Genomic DNA, 17456 nt, shown 5'->3' with positions numbered 1-17456 from the left:
GCATTTATTCTATCTTTGCGCCCATCCTTTTTTGAAAACTCATTATAAACACAAATATCTTATGGCAAAGCTCAACTTTGGCGGCGTAGAAGAAAACGTGGTTACCCGCGAAGAGTTCCCGCTCGAAAAGGCTCTGGAAGTACTGAAAGACGAAACCATTGCCATCATTGGTTATGGTGTGCAAGGCCCTGGTCAGGCGCTGAACCTGCGCGACAATGGCTTCAACGTGATTGTGGGTCAACGTTACCCTTCCAAAACCTGGGACAAAGCAATTGCCGATGGTTTTGTACCTGGTGAAACCCTCTTCAGCATTGAAGAAGCTGCTGAACGTGGTACCATCATTCAATACCTCTTGTCTGATGCTGCGCAAATCGCCATTTGGCCTACTTTGAAAAAATACCTGACTCCTGGAAAAGCACTTTACTTTTCTCACGGTTTCGGGATCACTTACAAAGAGCGTACTGGCATCATTCCTCCTGCTGACATCGATGTAATCCTGGCTGCACCTAAAGGTTCAGGTACCAGCTTGCGCCGTTTGTTCCTGGAAGGCCGTGGGTTGAACTCCAGCTACGCCATCCACCAGGATGCGACTGGCCGTGCCAAGGACCGGGTTGTTGCCATGGGTATTGGCATTGGTTCCGGATACTTGTTTGAAACTACCTTCCAAAACGAAGTATACTCCGACCTTACTGGCGAACGTGGTACCTTGATGGGTGCTATCCAGGGTATCTTTGCTGCCCAATACGATGAACTGCGCAAACGCGGTCATAGCCCATCTGAAGCATTCAATGAAACGGTTGAAGAATTGACTCAGTCGCTGATGCCATTGGTTGCTGAAAACGGCATGGACTGGATGTACGCCAACTGCTCTACCACTGCTCAACGTGGTGCACTGGATTGGTGGAAGAAATTCCGCGATGCTACTGCACCTGTATTCAAAGAATTGTACGATAGTGTAGCTGCTGGCGAAGAAGCCCAGCGTTCTATCGACTCCAATAGCCAGACGGATTATCGCGAAAAACTGGACCAAGAACTTGCTGACCTTCACAATAGTGAGATGTGGCAAGCTGGGAAGGTTGTTCGGGGCTTGCGTCCGGAGAAAAACTAAAAAGTGAAAAGCGAAAAGTGAAGAGTGAAAAATTAGGTACACCATTTGGGCTTCACCATTTGGTTCATTTTTTTCACTTTTCACTTTTCACTCTCCTCCATTTTCCTTTTCGCCATATAATACGTATCCACCTGTGAGCGGCAAGGGAAATCTCCTTCCACTTTATTCCGCTCGTTGGACAAGTTCTTGTCTAAAACCCTCGCCTTGACGTTGTCGTTCAATTGGACGTTTATGTAGTCCAGAATATCCTGTTTTACTGCGGAATCATATATCGGGAAAGCCGTTTCCACTCGAAAACTCAAATTGCGGGTCATCCAATCAGCTGAGGACAGGTAAACCCTTTGCTCACCACCGTGATGGAAAATGAACACCCGAGCGTGTTCCAGGTACCGATCTACTATGCTGATTGCCTTGATGTTTTCGCTGTATCCTTTGATTCCAGGCACCAGAGAACAAATTCCGCGCACGATCATGTCGATTTTTACACCTGCCTGGCTCGCTTCGTACAATTTTTCAATCATTGGCCGATCCTGGATGCTGTTGATTTTGATGATGATCCGGGCCGTTTTTCCTTTTTTAGCCTGAGCGATTTCGTAATCGATTAACTTTTCGATGCCCGAGCGTAGGTTGAACTGGCCTACCAAGAAATGTTTGAATTCCTGGTGGGGCACTTTTACCGTTTCCAGATAAGTGAAAATTCGAGCTACTTCAGAAGTCAGGCGGGTATCTTTGGTAAACAAACCAAAATCGCTATACACCTTGGCCGTGTCTTCATGGAAATTTCCGGTGGATAAATAGGAATAAAAAGCTGGCCCGCTGCTTTCCATGCGTCGAATCAGGGCCAACTTGGCGTGCACCTTTACACCAGGGAAACTATAATGTACATGAACGCCTGCTTTTTTCAACTTTTCGCCCCAGCTCAGGTTGGCTTCCTCATCAAACCGGGCTTTTACTTCAATAAAAATCGAAACCTGCTTGCCATTTTCCACAGCATCCATTAAAGCTTGCAGGATTTGGGAGTTTTTGGCCACCCGGTACTGGGTGAGTTTGATGTGTGTGACGAGAGGATCTTTGGCTGCATCTTCAAAAAACCGGATAACGGCCGCGTAAGACTGGTAGGGAAAATTGAGCAATCGGTCCTTTTCACTGATTTTGCTGAAAAGATCCTGGTCTGGGTCTTCGAGTAATTTACATTCCAGCGTGGGCAAAACCGGGTTTTTTAAATGGTTCATCCCAAAGTCTGGAAATTTAAAAAAGTCAAAATTATTGTGGTAGCGGCCTTCACGCAGGGTGTCGTATTTTTCCAAAGCAAAAACCTCTTTCAGCACATCCAACATTGCTAATGGCATCTCCCGATCATAAACAAAACGCGATGTTGAACCGACCTGGCGTTTGTTGAGGCTACTGCGGATTTTTTGTACCAAATCGCCCGAAAATTCATCGTCAATATACAGTTCGGCATCGCGTGTCAATTTGATAGAAAAGGTATCTTCAATGGCATACCCCGGAAACATCCAGGATACGCTGTGCCGCACGATGTCGTCGAGCAGGATCATGTCGTGCCGACCTGGTGCCGAAGCGGGCAGATGGATGAAGCGGGGCAACTGATCTGATGGCATTTTTACCAGCGCATACTCGTCAGGAGCATCGGGATTTTCGATGGGTTTGAGCCACAAGGTGAGGTACAAGGCCGCATTGTTCAAAAAAGGCCGGATGCGTTTTTGGTGCAACAACACAGGCTGCACATAGGGCAACATGTTGTCTTTGAAATACGCTTCGACAAACTGTTGTTGCTCATCGTTGAGGTCCAAACGACGCAGTAGGAAAATTTTATGGTCCTTCAATTCGGGGATGATCATCTGGTCAAAAACCATACTGAACACTTCCTGTTGTAAGTTGACGATGCGTCGAATTTCTTTGATGGCTGCTTTGGGGTCGTAGGCCAATTCTTGTTTGGTACTTTTTCCAACCCGGGCTAGGTGACGGTGATAAGCCATCCGCACCTTGAAGTACTCATCGAGGTTGGAGGAATAAATGGCCAGGAATTTAAGTCGTTCAAACAAGGGCACACTGGGGTCCATGGCCTCCTGCAAGACCCGGTAATTGAACGAGAGCCAACTGATGTCGCGGTGGATATAAGGCAAACCATCTTTGGTTTCCTGAAAATCTTTGAGTGGTTTTAAGTCGATGCTGGTCACTGCCGGTATTTTGTGTATAAACGCGGTAAAAATAGAATTTAATGGGTGATGGCCAACCAAAAGCACTTTAATTTATTGTAATGAAAGCAATCCATCTTCCCAAATTTGGTGCAGTTCATCTAAAAAAAAGCTTTACTCCATTCATTTTAGGTATTTTTCCGCTGTTCGTAAAACATTAAACTATGGGACAATTTTTCAAAATGTTTTTTGCCTCTTGTCTGGGGGTATTAGTGGCTTTAGGTGTGTTGTTTTTTGTCGGGATTGGCATTATTGGGGCAATTGCCAGTAGTGCTGAAAAGACTGAACCCGTAGGCCCCAACTCGGTACTTCGCCTCACTTTTGATCAACTAATGCCTGAATTGACCAACAATGTCGAATCAGCTTCTTTCTCCGATCTTAAAAAAACCAAGGTCTTAAGCACCCATGATGTAGCGGATGCCATTCGCCGTGCTGGTGATGACGACAACATCAAAGGTATTCTTTTAGAGCCTGAAATGGCCATGTTTAACGGTTTTGCTTCGGCTCGTACTGTACGCCAAGCCATCGAAGATTTTAAGAAAAAAGGAAAGTTCGTAGTTGCCCATGGCAAGTTTTTTACCCGGGGTAGCTATTATGTAGCCTCGGTGGCTGATGAAGCCTATATCAACCCCAGCGGTTATGTTGAAATCAATGGATTCGCCGTGCAACAGATGTTCTACAAACGTATGTTGGACAACCTGGGTATCAAAATGCAAATTTATTATGCCGGGAAATTCAAGGGAGCTACTGAACCCTATCGTTTGGAAAAATTCAGTCCTGAAAACAAACTCCAGTACAAAGAATTTTTGGCGGACTTTTACGATATTTTCTTGAACGATGTAGCCAAAACCCGCAAAAAATCCAGTGCAGAATTGCGCAACGTCATCAACCAGGGATTAGCGGATAGCCCCGAAAAAGCAGTACAATACGGCTTGTTTGACAAGGTGATGTACCGCCAGGAGTTGATCGAACAAATCAAGAAAAAACTGGGTCTGGATGAAGATGAAGACGTAAAATTTGTCAACATCAGTCAATACGACCAGGCACGTCCGGGTAAAAGCGACTACAAGGCCAATAGCAAAATTGCGGTGCTGTATGCCGAGGGGGACGTCATCGATGGCAGAGGTAACAATGGCTCGATCGGCGATAAACGTTATGTAAAGGCCATCGAAAAAATGCTCGATGATGAAAAAATAAAAGCCATCGTGCTACGCGTCAATTCTGGCGGAGGAAGTGCATTGGCTTCCGAAAACATCTGGTACGCCCTGACCCAAGCCAAAGAAGCAGGTAAACCCCTGGTAGTTTCGATGGGAGACGTAGCTGCTTCCGGTGGCTACTACATCGCCTGTATGGCCGATACGATTTACGCTGAGCCCAATACCATTACGGGCTCCATCGGGGTATTCCGCATGATCCCCAGCATCGAAAAAATGATGGCCAACAAGTTGGGCATTACCATGGACTCGGTAAAAACCGGTCCATTCGCTCTCGGGCTCAACCTGATGCAGGATATGTCGCCAGAAGAAGCCCGCCGGGCTCAGGTTTCCACTGAGGAGATGTATGCCCTCTTCCTCAAGCGGGTAGCGGATGGCCGCAAAATGAGCACCGAAGCAGTGAACGAGATCGCCCAGGGCCGGGTATGGAGCGGGGTAGATGCCCGCAGAATTGGCCTGGTAGACAAATTGGGAGGCCTGGATCAGGCCATTAAGTCTGCTGCTAAACTGGCCAAAGTCAAAGATTACCGTACTGTGAGTTACCCATCCATCAAAGACCCTATCCAACAATTAGTCGAGGAATTTGTAGGGGAAACTGGTGATGATGAGGCTAAAATGGGTAGAATGGTGAAAAAGGAATTTCCAGAGTTGGCACCGATGTTTGAGTTTTACAGTCAAGTGAAGAAGTCACATGGATTTCAATCGAGATTGCAGATAGTGGTGCCGTTTTAAATTTAATGAAAAAGTAATGGCTATATCCCTTCCTGCACTTCGACTACGCTCAGTGACCGGAAGGGATATAGCCATTACTTTTTCATTAAATTTCTAGTTTGAGCATTTGAAACTCCCCAAAGAAAGTGTTTCTTTAAGCATCCAAATCCTCAAACCAAATCAACCATGCAGATCACCTACTACGGCCAATCCTGTTTCCTGGTCGAAACTGTGGGCAAAAAACTACTTTTTGACCCCTTCATTTCTCCCAATCCACTACAAGCTGATCAGGCCGCAGCCATTGTCAACAGCATTCAAGCCGATTACATCTTGCTCACTCATGGGCATGGTGACCACGTAGCTGATGCCGAAGCCATCGCCAAACGTTGTGACGCGACCATCGTTTCCAACTACGAAATCGTTTCTTACTACCAGGCCAAAGGCATCAAAGGGCATCCCATGAACCTGGGCGGGAGCTGGAATTTTGATTTTGGCAAACTCAAAATGGTCAATGCCGTTCACTCCAGTGTATTGCCCGATGGTACCTACGCCGGGAACCCCGGAGGTTTTGTGATTTCCAATGCGGAAGGAAGCTTCTACCATGCCGGAGATACCGCGCTCACCTGGGACATGAAATTACTCCCGATGATTTGCCCCGTGCTGGATTTTGCCATTCTCCCCATCGGTGACAATTTTACGATGGGAATTGACGATGCAGTGCTCGCTGCCGACTTCATCGACTGCAACAAAATTATTGCTTGCCACTACGATACTTTCGGTTACATTAAAATCGATCATGCTTCAGCACAAAAAGCTTTTGCCGCTAAAGGAAAAGAGTTAATTTTGCTGCCGCTTAATGAAAGCAGTACAATTGAAAGTTTATGGGAAAAGTAATCACCATTGCCAATCAAAAAGGTGGAGTGGGTAAAACCACCACAGCCATTAACCTGGCAGCAAGTCTGGCAATTTTAGAAAAAAAGGTGCTCCTGATCGATTCCGATCCGCAGGCCAATGCCTCTTCGGGGGTAGGGATTTTGCCAGGCGACGCCGAAGCCTCCCTCTACGATTGTTTGATCAATGGTATGGATCCCATGGACGCCATTTATGAAACCGATACCCCCAATTTGCACCTCTTGCCTTCCGATATCAATCTGGTTGGCGCGGAGATCGAATTGGTGAGCCGGCCCAATCGGGAGTTTTTTATGAAAAACGTGGTGGAAAAACTCCGGGATTATTATGATTACATCTTCATCGATTGTTTGCCTTCGCTAGGGATGGTGACGGTCAATGCCCTTTGTGCGGGTGATTCGGTGTTGATTCCAGTACAGTGTGAGTTTTTTGCATTGGAAGGTTTGGCCAAATTGCAAGACAGCATCAATCTGGTTAAACGTACCCTGAACCCCAATTTGGCGATCGAAGGTATCGTGCTGACCATGTACGACCCGCGCTTGCGTTTGGCCAATGTGGTGGTCAATGAGGTGAAAGACATCTTTAAAGACCGGGTTTTTGACACCATCATCCACCGGAATGCCAGGATTGGAGAAGCGCCCAACATGCACATGCCTGTGGTGTTGCTCAATGCGGGCAGCAAAGGTGCCATTAATTACCTGAACCTCGCCCAGGAATTCCTGGTGCGTAATGGTGATTTGAGTGTGAGCAAAACGATTAATGAACCTGTAGCGGATTAAGAAAACGAGCATGGCAAAGAAAGTAAATCCATCAAGTACTGGGCCCAAAAAAATCACTCCTGATAGTTTAAGAAGTGGTATTAGTAAAATTTTTAATACAGAATCACTAACCACTGCTATCGAAGCAGACCCTGATTTAGTAGTTAAGGAATTGTCCAATCATTTTTTGATGGTGCCTATTGAACAAATTGAAGCGAACCCAGAACAGCCTCGTACTCAGTTTCTTGAAGCAGAATTAGAGGAGTTGGCTAGCTCAATTAAAATTCATGGGGTTATTCAACCCATAACAGTTCGAAGGTTAGAGCCTCAGAAATTTCAAATCATTTCAGGGGAGCGTCGATTCAAAGCATCTCAAATAGCTGAATTGACTGAAATTCCAGCTTATATTCGTTTGGTAAACGATACTGAAATGCTTGAGATGGCTTTGATTGAAAACATCCAAAGGCAAGACCTAAACCCCATTGATATAGCTCGAACTTACGCTCGTTTAAAAAAAGAATGCAATCTGAAGGATGAAGAGTTGGCGGATAGAATGGGTAAAGGAAAGATTGACAGATCGACTGTAACCAACTATATGCGATTGCTCAAATTGCGTCCAGATGTCATTACAGCTTTAGAATCTTTTCAGATATCGCTAGGCCACGGAAAAATTTTGGCTGGCTTAGTTGATTCTCCTGATATCCAAGGTATTTTGTTGAAAAAAATCCTTGAGGAAGGAACCTCAGTTAGCGAGTTGCAAAAAATTGTAAAAGAGTACAAAAACACCAAATTAGTTGCAGGCACTTCTAAACCTATCCCGAAAGGATTACCAGAAGAATACAAAGACGTTCAAAAGCAATTCCAATCATTCTTTGGGGTCAAAAAACTTCAACTCAAAGTCAATGCTGAAGGTAAAGGCCAAATCGTTATTCCTTTTGCCAATACCAAAGCATTGAATGATTTGTTGGATCGCCTCGACGAAAACAATTAACATTTCCACAAGAAGCATTTTGGCCTTTTGCCTACTCTAAGTTTCAAATTGACTGTATTATGAAGGCTTTGTTCATTGTGGTTTTGACGGTATTATCTTGTTCACTATTTGCCCAACAAAAGGATACCCTTCCTGCTGCAGCTACTGCTCCGCAGGAAAAAGTGCAAATGATTTTTATGGACAGTGTGAAGCTGGCCCGTAAAAACCGCCTGCCTGTGCCGAAAAAAGCGCTACTCTATTCTTTGGTTTTACCCGGATCAGGTCAGGTTTACAATGGGCGATGGTGGAAGGCCCCTATTGCTGTGGGGGCGATTGGAGGTATGGTTTATGTTTTTTCCTACAATAATGACCTGTATCAGCGTTTAAAAACCGCCTTGGAATTGGAGTTGCAAGATCAAATGCACGAGTTTAGCTCCCTTAACCTTGGAGAAAACGGCCTGCGTGCGAACCGCGACTCTTATGATAAAAACCGCCAGGCATCTCTTGCCGGTATAGTAGCTGTTTATGGTTTGGTGGCAATCGAAGCTTTTGTAGATGCTCACCTGCAAAATTTCGACATCAGTGAGGATTTAAGCTGGCGCATAAAGCCTAGCTTTCAGACTGATCCTCGCTCAGGAATGGCTGCTCCTGGGATCGGGATTGTGTTTTCTGTAAGATAATTTCAAGGGGACCAAGGTTTAATACACCAATTCCCTATTTATGGTTATATTAGCACATTGGAATATTGACACATTAGCCTATCCAACTGATGCAAAATCGCAAAATTTTCAAAATTGGCATAGCCATGGCAGGTGCCGTTTCCGCAGGTGCCTATACCGCCGGAGTAATTGATTATCTGCTGGAAACCCTTGAAAAATGGGATCGTGCCAAAAAACTCAATGAGGAAGTAGGTGAAGAAAGCCCTATGTACGACTTTTCGGTGCCCATGCATGATGTGGTCATTGAAGTCATCGGTGGTGCATCGGCAGGTGGAATGACCGCGGCTATTGCTGCGCTGGCCATGTTTGAAGGCATCAAACCCATCAACGAATACAATCCGGAGAAAAAGCAGAATAAACTGTATGACTCCTGGGTTAACCTCAATGACGCACAAGGTTTACCTACCATTGAACAGATGTTGCAAACCGGAGACATCCTGGCCAAAAACGAGGTGCAGTCCCTACTCAATTCTGATCCCATCGATGCAATTGCTGACAACGCAGGGGTGTTGTCCCAAATCCAGGATTTGCCTGAATACATTTCACCCAACTTACAGATCATCCTGACCATTACCAGTTTGCGGGGAGTACCCGTAGCAGTCAACTTTTTTGACAACAAAAGGAGAGAAGAATTAAAAGCAAAAGAAGAGCTTTCACGGGATGCATTCGGGAGCAGTGATGCCAAAGATCAACCCGCTCACCGCATGTACGTCCACAAGGGCATTGCCCACTTTATGGTAGCCAGTTCTCCAAGTTATGGAGAACTACCCGAACATGTTATCCCTTTCAAACCTACGGATAAGGACAACCGAAATATGCTGATGGACTGTGCCAAAGCTACTGGAGCCTTTCCACTGGGATTAAAATCCAGGCCCCTCAGCATTGGTTTACCCTACATCAAGGCTATGGTTTACCGGATGTTTGGTTTGAAAAACCAATCTCAAATGGAACAGGCCATTGAGATCACGGCGGAAGATAGCCCCTATAATTTTGTGGCCGTCGATGGAGGTACCATCAATAACGAGCCGTTCGGTGAAATCATCGATGCGATAGAAGAAAAATGTAAAAAAGAAGAAAGCCCATATGCCATCATCATGATTGATCCTTTCCCAAATTTTGCGGAGGACAAATCAAAAAAATACAAACAACCCACTTCTTTGTTGGATTTAATTCCAGACATTTTTGGGGCCATTCGCGCCCAGGCAATGGTGAAAGAAAACGATTTGTTGAGGGGATTGGCTGGTGACGTAACGCGACGTATGGTTTTTCCCAAAAAGAACAATGATCCCTATCCGATTGCCTGTGGAGCACTGGATGGTTTTGGCGGGTTTTTCAGCCGGGAATTTCGGGAACATGATTTTCAACTGGGGCGATACAATTGTCAGAAATTTCTCCGAAAACATTTTACTATCCCACTAAATAAATTGGAAAACGCCAAGGTTTTTAGCGATTGGAAAAGTGATGGCAATGACCCCCGGCACGAGCGTTTTTTTGTGCCCAATGACCTGGGAGGACCGGGATTTTATCCCATTATTCCAGACATGGGGATCGCCAATATGGCCAAGAGCGAATACCACGAGGCTTACTTGCCTGAACCCGTCAAGCTGAAAATTCATCCAAACGAAATTTTTAAATTGGATGCTTTGCTCAGTTTGCGTTTTAAAACGGTATTGGACTATATTTTTGCCCTAAATACGCCTCCGGATGACCACTACAATAAGCCAGTCCACCAGGATGTCGACCGATTGATGCGGGAATACTATGGGGATAAGGAACGAAAGGCCAAGCAGCCTTCATTTTTGAAACGAGTTTTTCTCTGGGCCTGGCGAACTTTTTTGACGCGGATGTTGGGGAAAAACATTGCCAAAAGAGCCATCAAAATTATCCTGCTGGATTTTAGAGAGCGGGATATGTTGGAAATGTAAGAACTTGAATCTTGGTAAAAAAGAGTGCCCCTGTATTGCCAGGGGCACTCTTTTTTTATAGGTCACAACTGCATAGGGTTGTATTCACGCTAGGTTGCAACCACGTAGGGTTGCGCCTACAGAATTGCGCTAACAAACTCCGCTGTACATGCCGCTACATTTGGCTTTTGCTTCAAAGCTTTGATGTACGCACTACCAATAATCGCCCCATTGGCATACTGGCAAGCCGTTTCAAAAGTCTCGTGGTTGGAAATCCCAAACCCAATCAGCCTTTTGTTTTTCAACTGCATGTCATTGATGCGGTTGAAGTAGGCGATCTGGGTATCGGTGATTTCACTCTTGGCTCCGGTGATGGAAGAACTCGACACCATGTAGATAAACCCGTGGGTCAAGTCATCGATTTTGCGAATGCGCTCTGGCTCGGTTTGAGGAGTGATTAAAAAACTCACCGCCAGCCCCAGCGATTCCACGATGTCTTTCCAATAGGTTTCGTATTCAAACAGCGGAAGATCAGGCAAAATCAGGCCATCAACGCCCACTTCGGCCACTTTTTCAAAAAATGCCTTTTCGCCGTATTGCATGACCTGGTTGAAATAGCCCATCATGATCAGGGGCATTTCGGTTTTTTTGCGCACAGCGGCCAGTTGTTCAAACAGTAGCGGCAAGGTCATCCCATTGGCTAACGCAGCCGTGCCACTTTCCTGAATGGTTGGCCCATCTGCGAGGGGATCGGAGTAAGGCATGCCAACTTCCACCAAATCAACCCCGGCTTTTTCCAGGGCTAGAATGATGTCTTCGGTATCGTTCAAACCCGGATAACCAGCGGTGAAGTAAATATTGAGTACGTTTTTATCTTTTCGTTGGAAAAGTTGTTCAATGCGGTTCATTGAATGAGAGTTGAGGAGTTGAGGAGTTGAGGAGTTGAGGAGTGGCTACGTCAATGTCTCTGTGGTAGCCTCAACTTCTCAACCCCTCAACTTCTCAACCTATTTACAAATGTTTCATATAGGTGTTCAAATCCTTATCGCCCCGGCCCGACAAACACAAAACCAACACATCCGTTGGATTGTATTTCATCACCCGTAGCGCAGAAAGAGCGTGGGCTGTTTCCAAGGCAGGAATAATTCCTTCCTGACGTGAAAGGAACAGTGCTGCTTCCAGCGACTCTTCATCGGTAATGCTGATGGCTTCAGCACGGCCTGAACTGATCAGGTGTGCATGCAAGGGGCCAATACCTGGATAATCCAGACCCGCAGAAATGGAATGCGGTTCTACAATTTGTCCGTCAGCGGTTTGCATCAACAGCGTACGGCTACCGTGGATCACGCCCTTGGTGCCCAGTACACTCGTTGCCGCACTTTTGCCACTGTGGATGCCTTCACCTGCCGCTTCCACGGCCACCAGGCGCACCCGGGTATCGTTGAGGAAATGGTAGAATGCCCCGGCGGCGTTACTGCCACCACCTACACAGGCGATGACGGCATCCGGGTAGTCCTTGCCAGTATGTTCTTCCAATTGCCATTTGATTTCCTCGCTGATCACCGATTGGAAGCGCGCCACCATGTCGGGGTAAGGGTGAGGGCCAACCACCGAACCAATGATGTAATGGGTATTTACGGGGTTGTTGATCCAGTCGCGAATGGCTTCATTGGTAGCATCCTTGAGGGTTTTACTGCCACTAGTTGCTGGGCGGACTTCGGCGCCAAGCATTCTCATGCGAGCTACGTTGGGTGCCTGGCGTTCGATGTCTACCTCACCCATGTAGACAATGCACTCAAGGCCCATGAGCGCACAAACGGTAGCTGTGGCCACTCCGTGTTGACCGGCTCCCGTTTCAGCAATGATGCGGGTTTTGCCCAGGCGTTTGGCCATCAGGATTTGGCCAATGGTGTTGTTGATTTTGTGCGCACCGGTAGGGCAAAGGTCTTCCCGCTTGAGGTAGATGGTGACCCCAAAATGTTCCGACAATCGTTTGGCCAGGTAGAGTGGGGTAGGGCGACCTACAAAATCACGGAGCAGGGACTGGAACTCGCGCTGAAAATCGGGCTCAGCCATAAACTTCAGGTAGTTCTCCCGCAACTCTTGCACGTTGGGCCAGAGCATCTCCGGGATGTAAGCGCCACCAAATTCGCCGTAATATCCTCTTTCGTCAACCGCTATCATGCTGTGCTATTTAATTGTTTAGGTTTTGAATAAAACGTTCAATCGCTGCAATGTCCTTTAGTCCAGGTGCGGTTTCAAACTTGCTGTTGATATCGACCCCGGCCAGTTGTGGATGTTTCAATGTTTTGATGGCTTCAGCCGATTCTTCGGCAATGCCACCGCTGAGCAAAAAAGGCGTTTCCCCTTTGTATTGTTCGAGCAATGACCAGTCGAATTGGACGCCATTGCCCCCAAAAGAAGCCCCCTTGGTATCGAATAAGAAGTATTTGCAGTAAGGCTCATAAGCTTTGACGCTGTCAAAATTGAACTTTTCGTCAATGCTGAAGGCTTTGATGATGGAAGCGCGGCGGATGCTGCTGAAATCCCACAAACTAAAAAGTTCTTTGCAGTACTCCGCACTTTCACTGCCGTGCAATTGGATGTAGTCCAACTCATAATCGTGGATGCGATTGATGAGATCTTCCAGCTCAGCATTGACAAAAACGCCAACTCTGGCGATGCTTTTCAGCGCGGTGGGTGATTCCTTGGCCAGCCATTTTTCCAATTTTTTATTGGCCCCGGCAAAACGAGGAGACGCAGGATAAAAAATGAAGCCCATAAAATCGATGGGCAATTGGCTCAGGGCACTGATGTTGTCAGGCTCACGCATACCGCATACTTTCACTCTCATACCGATTGGGTTTCTAGTTTTTTAAGACATTGTACAAACTCTGCAAAGCGCAATTCTGGTTGGGCATCACTCATGAAGTATTCCCCAATTAAAAAGCCCTGAAAACCCACTTGTTTGAGTTCCAGAATGGTTTGGGGATCATTGATGCCACTTTCGGAAATTTTGAGGAATTCCGCCGGGATTTGCTCAAAGAGGTCGATGGAGGTTTGCACACTCACGTGGAAGTTTTTGAGGTTGCGGTTGTTGACACCCACCACATCTATTTCTGGGCAGAGTTTTTCCAATTGATCGCCAGAATGGACTTCCATCAATACTTCCAGCCCCAAAGACTTTGCCGTTTTCGCCAAACTCCGCAATTGGTCGGTCTCCAAACATTCTGCAATCAACAAGATGACATCGGCTCCAATCGCCCGGGCTTCGTACACCTGGTAATCGTGCACGATGAAGTCCTTGCGTAAAACCGGGATTTGGTTGGCTTCGCGGCCAGCCATTAAGTCGGCACTGCTGCCTCCAAAGAATTGCTCATCGGTCAGGATGGACAATCCGGATGCACCTGCTCCGGCATATCCTGCGGTCACTGTAGCCACATCGGCACTGGTGTTGATGTCGCCTTTGGAGGGTGAGCGGCGTTTGAATTCGGCGATGATGCCAGTTCGCTCGGGGTTTAGTAGGGATTCGCGCAGGGAGTAGGTCGAGCGGGTGAAATAGGGGCTCTGCTCCAAGGTGCTGATGGGTGCTTTGGAGCTGCGCTCGGCAATTTCCGTGTATTTGTGGGCGACAATTTTATCGAGAATGTTCATTTTTTGCTTTGCTTGTTTATGAAACCAATTTCTTCCACCCCGCCAGCGCCTTCCCACTTTCAATGCTTTCCCTCGCCTCTGCAACACAGTCTTCGGCCGATTGTTCAGGTTTGATGACTTTGATGGCCATTCCGGCATTGGCAATCACTGCCATTTTTTGGGCTTCGGTCGCTTTGTCTTCCAATACCGCCATGAAAATTTTGGCCGCATCCTCGGAATTTTCACCACCGTCCAAATCCTGCTGTTTGAGCTTCTTTAAACCCAATTCAACGGGTGACCAAATCCGTTCACTGTCGTTGCTGACCATTTTGAAATCGCTGGTCAGGGAAATTTCGTCATAGCCATCCAACGCGTATACAATGGCAAAACGCCGCCCGGAATGTTGCATGATGTATTGGTACATGCGCAGGAGTTCCATGCTGAAGGTACCAAACATCTGGTATTTAGGCTGAATCGGATTCACCAATGGCCCCAACATATTGAAAAAAGTACGGGTAGCCAGTTGTCGACGGATTGGGCCTACCACTTTTAAAGCAGGGTGAAAAAGGGGTGCGTGCAAAAAACACATGCCTGCTTCATCCAGATGCCGCCGCAGGGTGTCCTGGTCGTTGGTGAATTGGTAACCCATTTGGATCAATACATCCGAAGAACCCACCGAAGAAGAAACCCCATAACTACCGTGTTTGCTTACCGGATAACCGGCCCCGGCAACCACTACACAGGATAAGGTGGAGATGTTGAAAGTGTTTTTACCGTCTCCACCTGTACCTACAATGTCGATGGTTTCGCGGCCCTCCAGATCGAGGGGCACACAAAGTTCCAACAAGGCATCGCGAAAGCCCTGCAACTCCGATAAGGTAATTGACCGCATGTTGAAGGCAGTGGCGAAGGCCGTGATCTGGACTTCGTTGTATTGCTCAGCGGCGATGTTGAGCAGGATTTGCCGGGCTTCTTCCCGACTGAATTTATCGTGCTCGTAAAGCCGATTCAGGTATTGTTTCATTGCAAAGGACTTGTTCAAAATGATCAGCTTCCGCCTGCGGCGGAGTTGTTTTTAGCCACAAATGACACAAATTTTCACAAATTATGGCACAAACTTCGTTTGCGCTTATCGCATTTATGACACGAACGAAGAGAGTGTCCATTTGTGAAAATTTGTGCAATTTGTGGCTAAATAAATGGCTAAGCAACTGCGGCTTTAGTGCCCAGTTTTTCAGCACAATAATCGAGAAAATTGCGCAACATTTTTTTACCATCTGGGGTCATCACCGATTCAGGGTGGAATTGCACCCCAAAAACCGCATAATCGCGGTGGCGCATCGCCATCACCTCGTTTTGGTGATCCACTGCCGTGACGATCAAGTCGTGCGGCAAGGTATTTTTATTCACCACCCAACTGTGGTAACGGCCCGCCTCAAATACCATGGGCACATCCTGGAAAAAATTGGCGTCGTTGCCCAATTGTTTCATCAAGGTGGATACGCCATGATACACCCGGGAAAGATTGTCAAGGGTGCCTCCGAAAGCTTCACCAATCGCCTGGTGCCCCAAACATACCCCCAAAATGCACTTGCTCTGGGCATATTTTTTGATCAGCTCGGGCATAATGCCTGCCTCGCTGGGCAAACCTGGCCCAGGAGAAAGGACAATGACATCGTAGCGGCCAACCTCATCAAGGGAAATGGCGTCGTTGCGGTACACATCTACGTCCTGGCCCAGAATTTCCTGGAAATATTGTACTAGATTGTACGTGAAAGAATCGTAGTTATCGAGAACAAGCAGTTTCATGCTGGTTGTTTTTTATGATGCTTTAGGAATGGATTAAATTTTTTCGGCTTCGATCAAGGCACGGGTCAAAGCACCGAGTTTGTTGTGGACTTCCTGCAATTCGTTTTCCTCCTTGCTATCCACCACGATACCGGCTCCGGCCTGGTAGTACAGGTGGTTGTCCATGCTCAGGAAAGAGCGGATTACGATGGCCTGGTTGATTGAACCATCAAAACCAATCATGCCCAAGGCTCCACCGTAAAAGGAGCGGTTTTGGTTTTCGTATTGGTTGATGAGTTCGATGGCTTTGTATTTGGGCGCTCCGGAAAGGGTGCCTGCCGGAAATGTATCGCCAAAAATCTGAACAGGGTTGGCATGCTCAGGTAAATCACCTGTTACAGTCGATACCAGGTGGATAACGTGACTGAAAAACTGAATTTCCTTTAATTTGCGCACCTGCACATTTTGAGCATGGCGGCCCAGGTCATTGCGGGCCAAGTCCACCAGCATGATGTGTTCGGCATTTTCTTTGGGGTCTTCAGCCAGGGCTACTGCACGACGGGCATCTTCAGCGTTGTCGCCCGAGCGGCGGTAAGTACCCGCGATGGGGTTCAAACGTGCTACCCCATTGCGGATGACCATTTGGGCTTCTGGTGAAGAACCGAATATTTTGTAATTGCCGTAGTCGAAGTAAAAGAGATAAGGAGATGGGTTGATGGAGCGCAGAACGCGGTAAACATTGAATTCATCTCCTTTGAACTGACGGGAAAACTGGCGGGAAAAAACGATTTGGAACACATCTCCAATTTGACAGTGGCGCTTGCCTACGCGCACCAGTTCCATAAACTCATCGTCGCTGAGGTTGCTTTCTTCCTTGCCTTCCAGATGAAACTCGTGGGTGGATACTTTTTGGCTGCGCAAAAGGGCCTCCAGTTTGTCCATTTCCGAGGGCTGATCCGGCATGAGGTTTTCCAGCAGGTACAACTCGTTTTTGTAGTGGTTGATCGCAATGATGAAGCGATGCAGCGTAAAGCGGATATCGGGGATGTCAAATTTGCGTTTGGAGGAGTCAAATTTCAGGGTGTCAAAATATTGTACCCCGTCAAAACCCACATGACCAAAGAGGCCATTGTATACAGGATAAGGCGTATCCTGCTCAACGCTGAATTGCTGCGCAAAGTGCTGCAAGGCGTCGGGAACGGTATTGACATCGATGACGGGGATGCTGCTGGTTTCGCCATCGGGGAGCAAGGTGCTGATGAGGCCATTTTTAACCTGAATTTCCGCGATGGCTTGTAGGCCGATGTAAGAAAAACAGTCTTCGGCACTGCTGAAATCGTTGCTTTCCAGCATCACGGGCTGGGTGTAGTGGTCGCGTACTTTCAAAAAAACCGAAACGGGCGTGACCATATCCGCCAGTTGTTTTTTGATGTGGGTGCGCAGGTGAATTTGTTGGGTCGTGCTGATCATGGTTAAAAGTTGGGGTTGAGGAGTTGAGAAGTTGCGGAGTTGAGTTCCCGCGCTTT

General features: G+C 47.0%; 15 protein-coding genes. 7 read left to right on the top strand and 8 right to left on the bottom strand.

Going from position 1 to position 17456, the window contains the following annotated elements:
* The first annotated feature begins 61 nt into the window (after positions 1-61).
* Entirely contained in the window at positions 62-1108 is a 1047-nt protein-coding gene (gene ilvC / locus SFV55_RS28450; RefSeq protein ID WP_320032989.1) for a ketol-acid reductoisomerase, read from the top strand.
* 80 nt (positions 1109-1188) lie between these two features.
* Here ilvC and ppk1 read toward each other — a convergent pair whose 3' ends face one another.
* The gene (gene ppk1 / locus SFV55_RS28445) at positions 1189-3306 is read right to left on the bottom strand and encodes a polyphosphate kinase 1 (RefSeq protein ID WP_320032988.1); all 2118 of its coding nucleotides are present in this window, start codon (positions 3304-3306) and stop codon (positions 1189-1191) included.
* A gap of 182 nt (positions 3307-3488) precedes the next feature.
* Here ppk1 and sppA point away from each other — a divergent pair, with 182 nt between their 5' ends.
* From sppA to SFV55_RS28415, 6 genes are all read left to right on the top strand, one after another.
* Complete coding sequence (gene sppA / locus SFV55_RS28440; RefSeq protein ID WP_320032987.1) at positions 3489-5270, top strand: signal peptide peptidase SppA; 1782 nt, start codon at positions 3489-3491, stop codon at positions 5268-5270.
* Positions 5271-5435: 165 nt separating this feature from the next.
* Positions 5436-6143 carry a metal-dependent hydrolase gene (locus SFV55_RS28435; RefSeq protein ID WP_320032986.1) on the top strand — a complete coding sequence of 236 codons (708 nt, stop codon included), beginning with the start codon at positions 5436-5438 and terminating at the stop codon, positions 6141-6143.
* The gene (locus tag SFV55_RS28430; protein WP_320032985.1) at positions 6131-6937 is read left to right on the top strand and encodes an AAA family ATPase; all 807 of its coding nucleotides are present in this window, start codon (positions 6131-6133) and stop codon (positions 6935-6937) included. Before SFV55_RS28435 ends, SFV55_RS28430 begins: the two co-directional genes overlap by 13 nt.
* Before the next feature lie 10 nt (positions 6938-6947).
* Positions 6948-7907: a ParB/RepB/Spo0J family partition protein gene (locus SFV55_RS28425; protein WP_320032984.1), complete on the top strand. Its 960-nt coding sequence runs from the start codon at positions 6948-6950 to the stop codon at positions 7905-7907.
* A gap of 59 nt (positions 7908-7966) precedes the next feature.
* Positions 7967-8566: a DUF5683 domain-containing protein gene (locus SFV55_RS28420; protein ID WP_320032983.1), complete on the top strand. Its 600-nt coding sequence runs from the start codon at positions 7967-7969 to the stop codon at positions 8564-8566.
* A gap of 89 nt (positions 8567-8655) precedes the next feature.
* The gene (locus tag SFV55_RS28415) at positions 8656-10530 is read left to right on the top strand and encodes a patatin-like phospholipase family protein (RefSeq protein ID WP_320032982.1); all 1875 of its coding nucleotides are present in this window, start codon (positions 8656-8658) and stop codon (positions 10528-10530) included.
* 116 nt (positions 10531-10646) lie between these two features.
* On the opposite strand, the gene trpA is transcribed toward SFV55_RS28415, so the two are convergent.
* The 7 genes from trpA to SFV55_RS28380 form a co-directional block, all read right to left on the bottom strand.
* Positions 10647-11417, bottom strand: a complete 771-nt coding sequence (trpA, locus tag SFV55_RS28410; RefSeq protein ID WP_320032981.1) for a tryptophan synthase subunit alpha — start codon at positions 11415-11417, stop codon at positions 10647-10649.
* Between the two features lie 103 nt (positions 11418-11520).
* Entirely contained in the window at positions 11521-12693 is a 1173-nt protein-coding gene (gene trpB / locus SFV55_RS28405) for a tryptophan synthase subunit beta (RefSeq protein WP_320032980.1), read from the bottom strand.
* Positions 12694-12703: 10 nt separating this feature from the next.
* Positions 12704-13363 carry a phosphoribosylanthranilate isomerase gene (locus tag SFV55_RS28400; RefSeq protein ID WP_320032979.1) on the bottom strand — a complete coding sequence of 220 codons (660 nt, stop codon included), beginning with the start codon at positions 13361-13363 and terminating at the stop codon, positions 12704-12706.
* On the bottom strand, positions 13360-14163 hold the full coding sequence (gene trpC, locus SFV55_RS28395; RefSeq protein ID WP_320032978.1) for an indole-3-glycerol phosphate synthase TrpC: 804 nt from the start codon (positions 14161-14163) through the stop codon (positions 13360-13362). The genes SFV55_RS28400 and trpC overlap by 4 nt, the downstream gene beginning before the upstream one ends.
* Positions 14164-14179: 16 nt before the next feature.
* Positions 14180-15166 carry an anthranilate phosphoribosyltransferase gene (gene trpD / locus SFV55_RS28390; protein WP_320032977.1) on the bottom strand — a complete coding sequence of 329 codons (987 nt, stop codon included), beginning with the start codon at positions 15164-15166 and terminating at the stop codon, positions 14180-14182.
* Between the two features lie 179 nt (positions 15167-15345).
* Complete coding sequence (locus SFV55_RS28385) at positions 15346-15951, bottom strand: aminodeoxychorismate/anthranilate synthase component II (RefSeq protein ID WP_320032976.1); 606 nt, start codon at positions 15949-15951, stop codon at positions 15346-15348.
* Between the two features lie 33 nt (positions 15952-15984).
* Positions 15985-17400 carry an anthranilate synthase component I family protein gene (locus tag SFV55_RS28380; RefSeq protein ID WP_320032975.1) on the bottom strand — a complete coding sequence of 472 codons (1416 nt, stop codon included), beginning with the start codon at positions 17398-17400 and terminating at the stop codon, positions 15985-15987.
* Positions 17401-17456 lie beyond the last annotated feature (56 nt).

Source organism: Haliscomenobacter sp. (assembly GCF_033763495.1).
GTDB lineage: Bacteria > Bacteroidota > Bacteroidia > Chitinophagales > Saprospiraceae > Haliscomenobacter.
This window is presented reverse-complemented; position numbering and strand designations above follow the sequence as displayed.

Bases quoted from the DNA above. Each gene is read 5' to 3' on its own strand.
- ilvC (WP_320032989.1), top strand. From the start codon at position 62: ATGGCAAAGCTCAACTTTGGCGGCGTAGAAGAAAACGTGGTTACCCGC.
- sppA (WP_320032987.1), top strand. From the start codon at position 3,489: ATGGGACAATTTTTCAAAATGTTTTTTGCCTCTTGTCTGGGGGTATTA.
- SFV55_RS28435 (WP_320032986.1), top strand. From the start codon at position 5,436: ATGCAGATCACCTACTACGGCCAATCCTGTTTCCTGGTCGAAACTGTG.
- SFV55_RS28430 (WP_320032985.1), top strand. From the start codon at position 6,131: ATGGGAAAAGTAATCACCATTGCCAATCAAAAAGGTGGAGTGGGTAAA.
- SFV55_RS28425 (WP_320032984.1), top strand. From the start codon at position 6,948: ATGGCAAAGAAAGTAAATCCATCAAGTACTGGGCCCAAAAAAATCACT.
- SFV55_RS28420 (WP_320032983.1), top strand. From the start codon at position 7,967: ATGAAGGCTTTGTTCATTGTGGTTTTGACGGTATTATCTTGTTCACTA.
- SFV55_RS28415 (WP_320032982.1), top strand. From the start codon at position 8,656: ATGCAAAATCGCAAAATTTTCAAAATTGGCATAGCCATGGCAGGTGCC.
- trpA (WP_320032981.1), bottom strand. From the start codon at position 11,417: ATGAACCGCATTGAACAACTTTTCCAACGAAAAGATAAAAACGTACTC.
- trpB (WP_320032980.1), bottom strand. From the start codon at position 12,693: ATGATAGCGGTTGACGAAAGAGGATATTACGGCGAATTTGGTGGCGCT.
- SFV55_RS28400 (WP_320032979.1), bottom strand. From the start codon at position 13,363: ATGAGAGTGAAAGTATGCGGTATGCGTGAGCCTGACAACATCAGTGCC.
- trpC (WP_320032978.1), bottom strand. From the start codon at position 14,163: ATGAACATTCTCGATAAAATTGTCGCCCACAAATACACGGAAATTGCC.
- trpD (WP_320032977.1), bottom strand. From the start codon at position 15,166: ATGAAACAATACCTGAATCGGCTTTACGAGCACGATAAATTCAGTCGG.
- SFV55_RS28385 (WP_320032976.1), bottom strand. From the start codon at position 15,951: ATGAAACTGCTTGTTCTCGATAACTACGATTCTTTCACGTACAATCTA.
- SFV55_RS28380 (WP_320032975.1), bottom strand. From the start codon at position 17,400: ATGATCAGCACGACCCAACAAATTCACCTGCGCACCCACATCAAAAAA.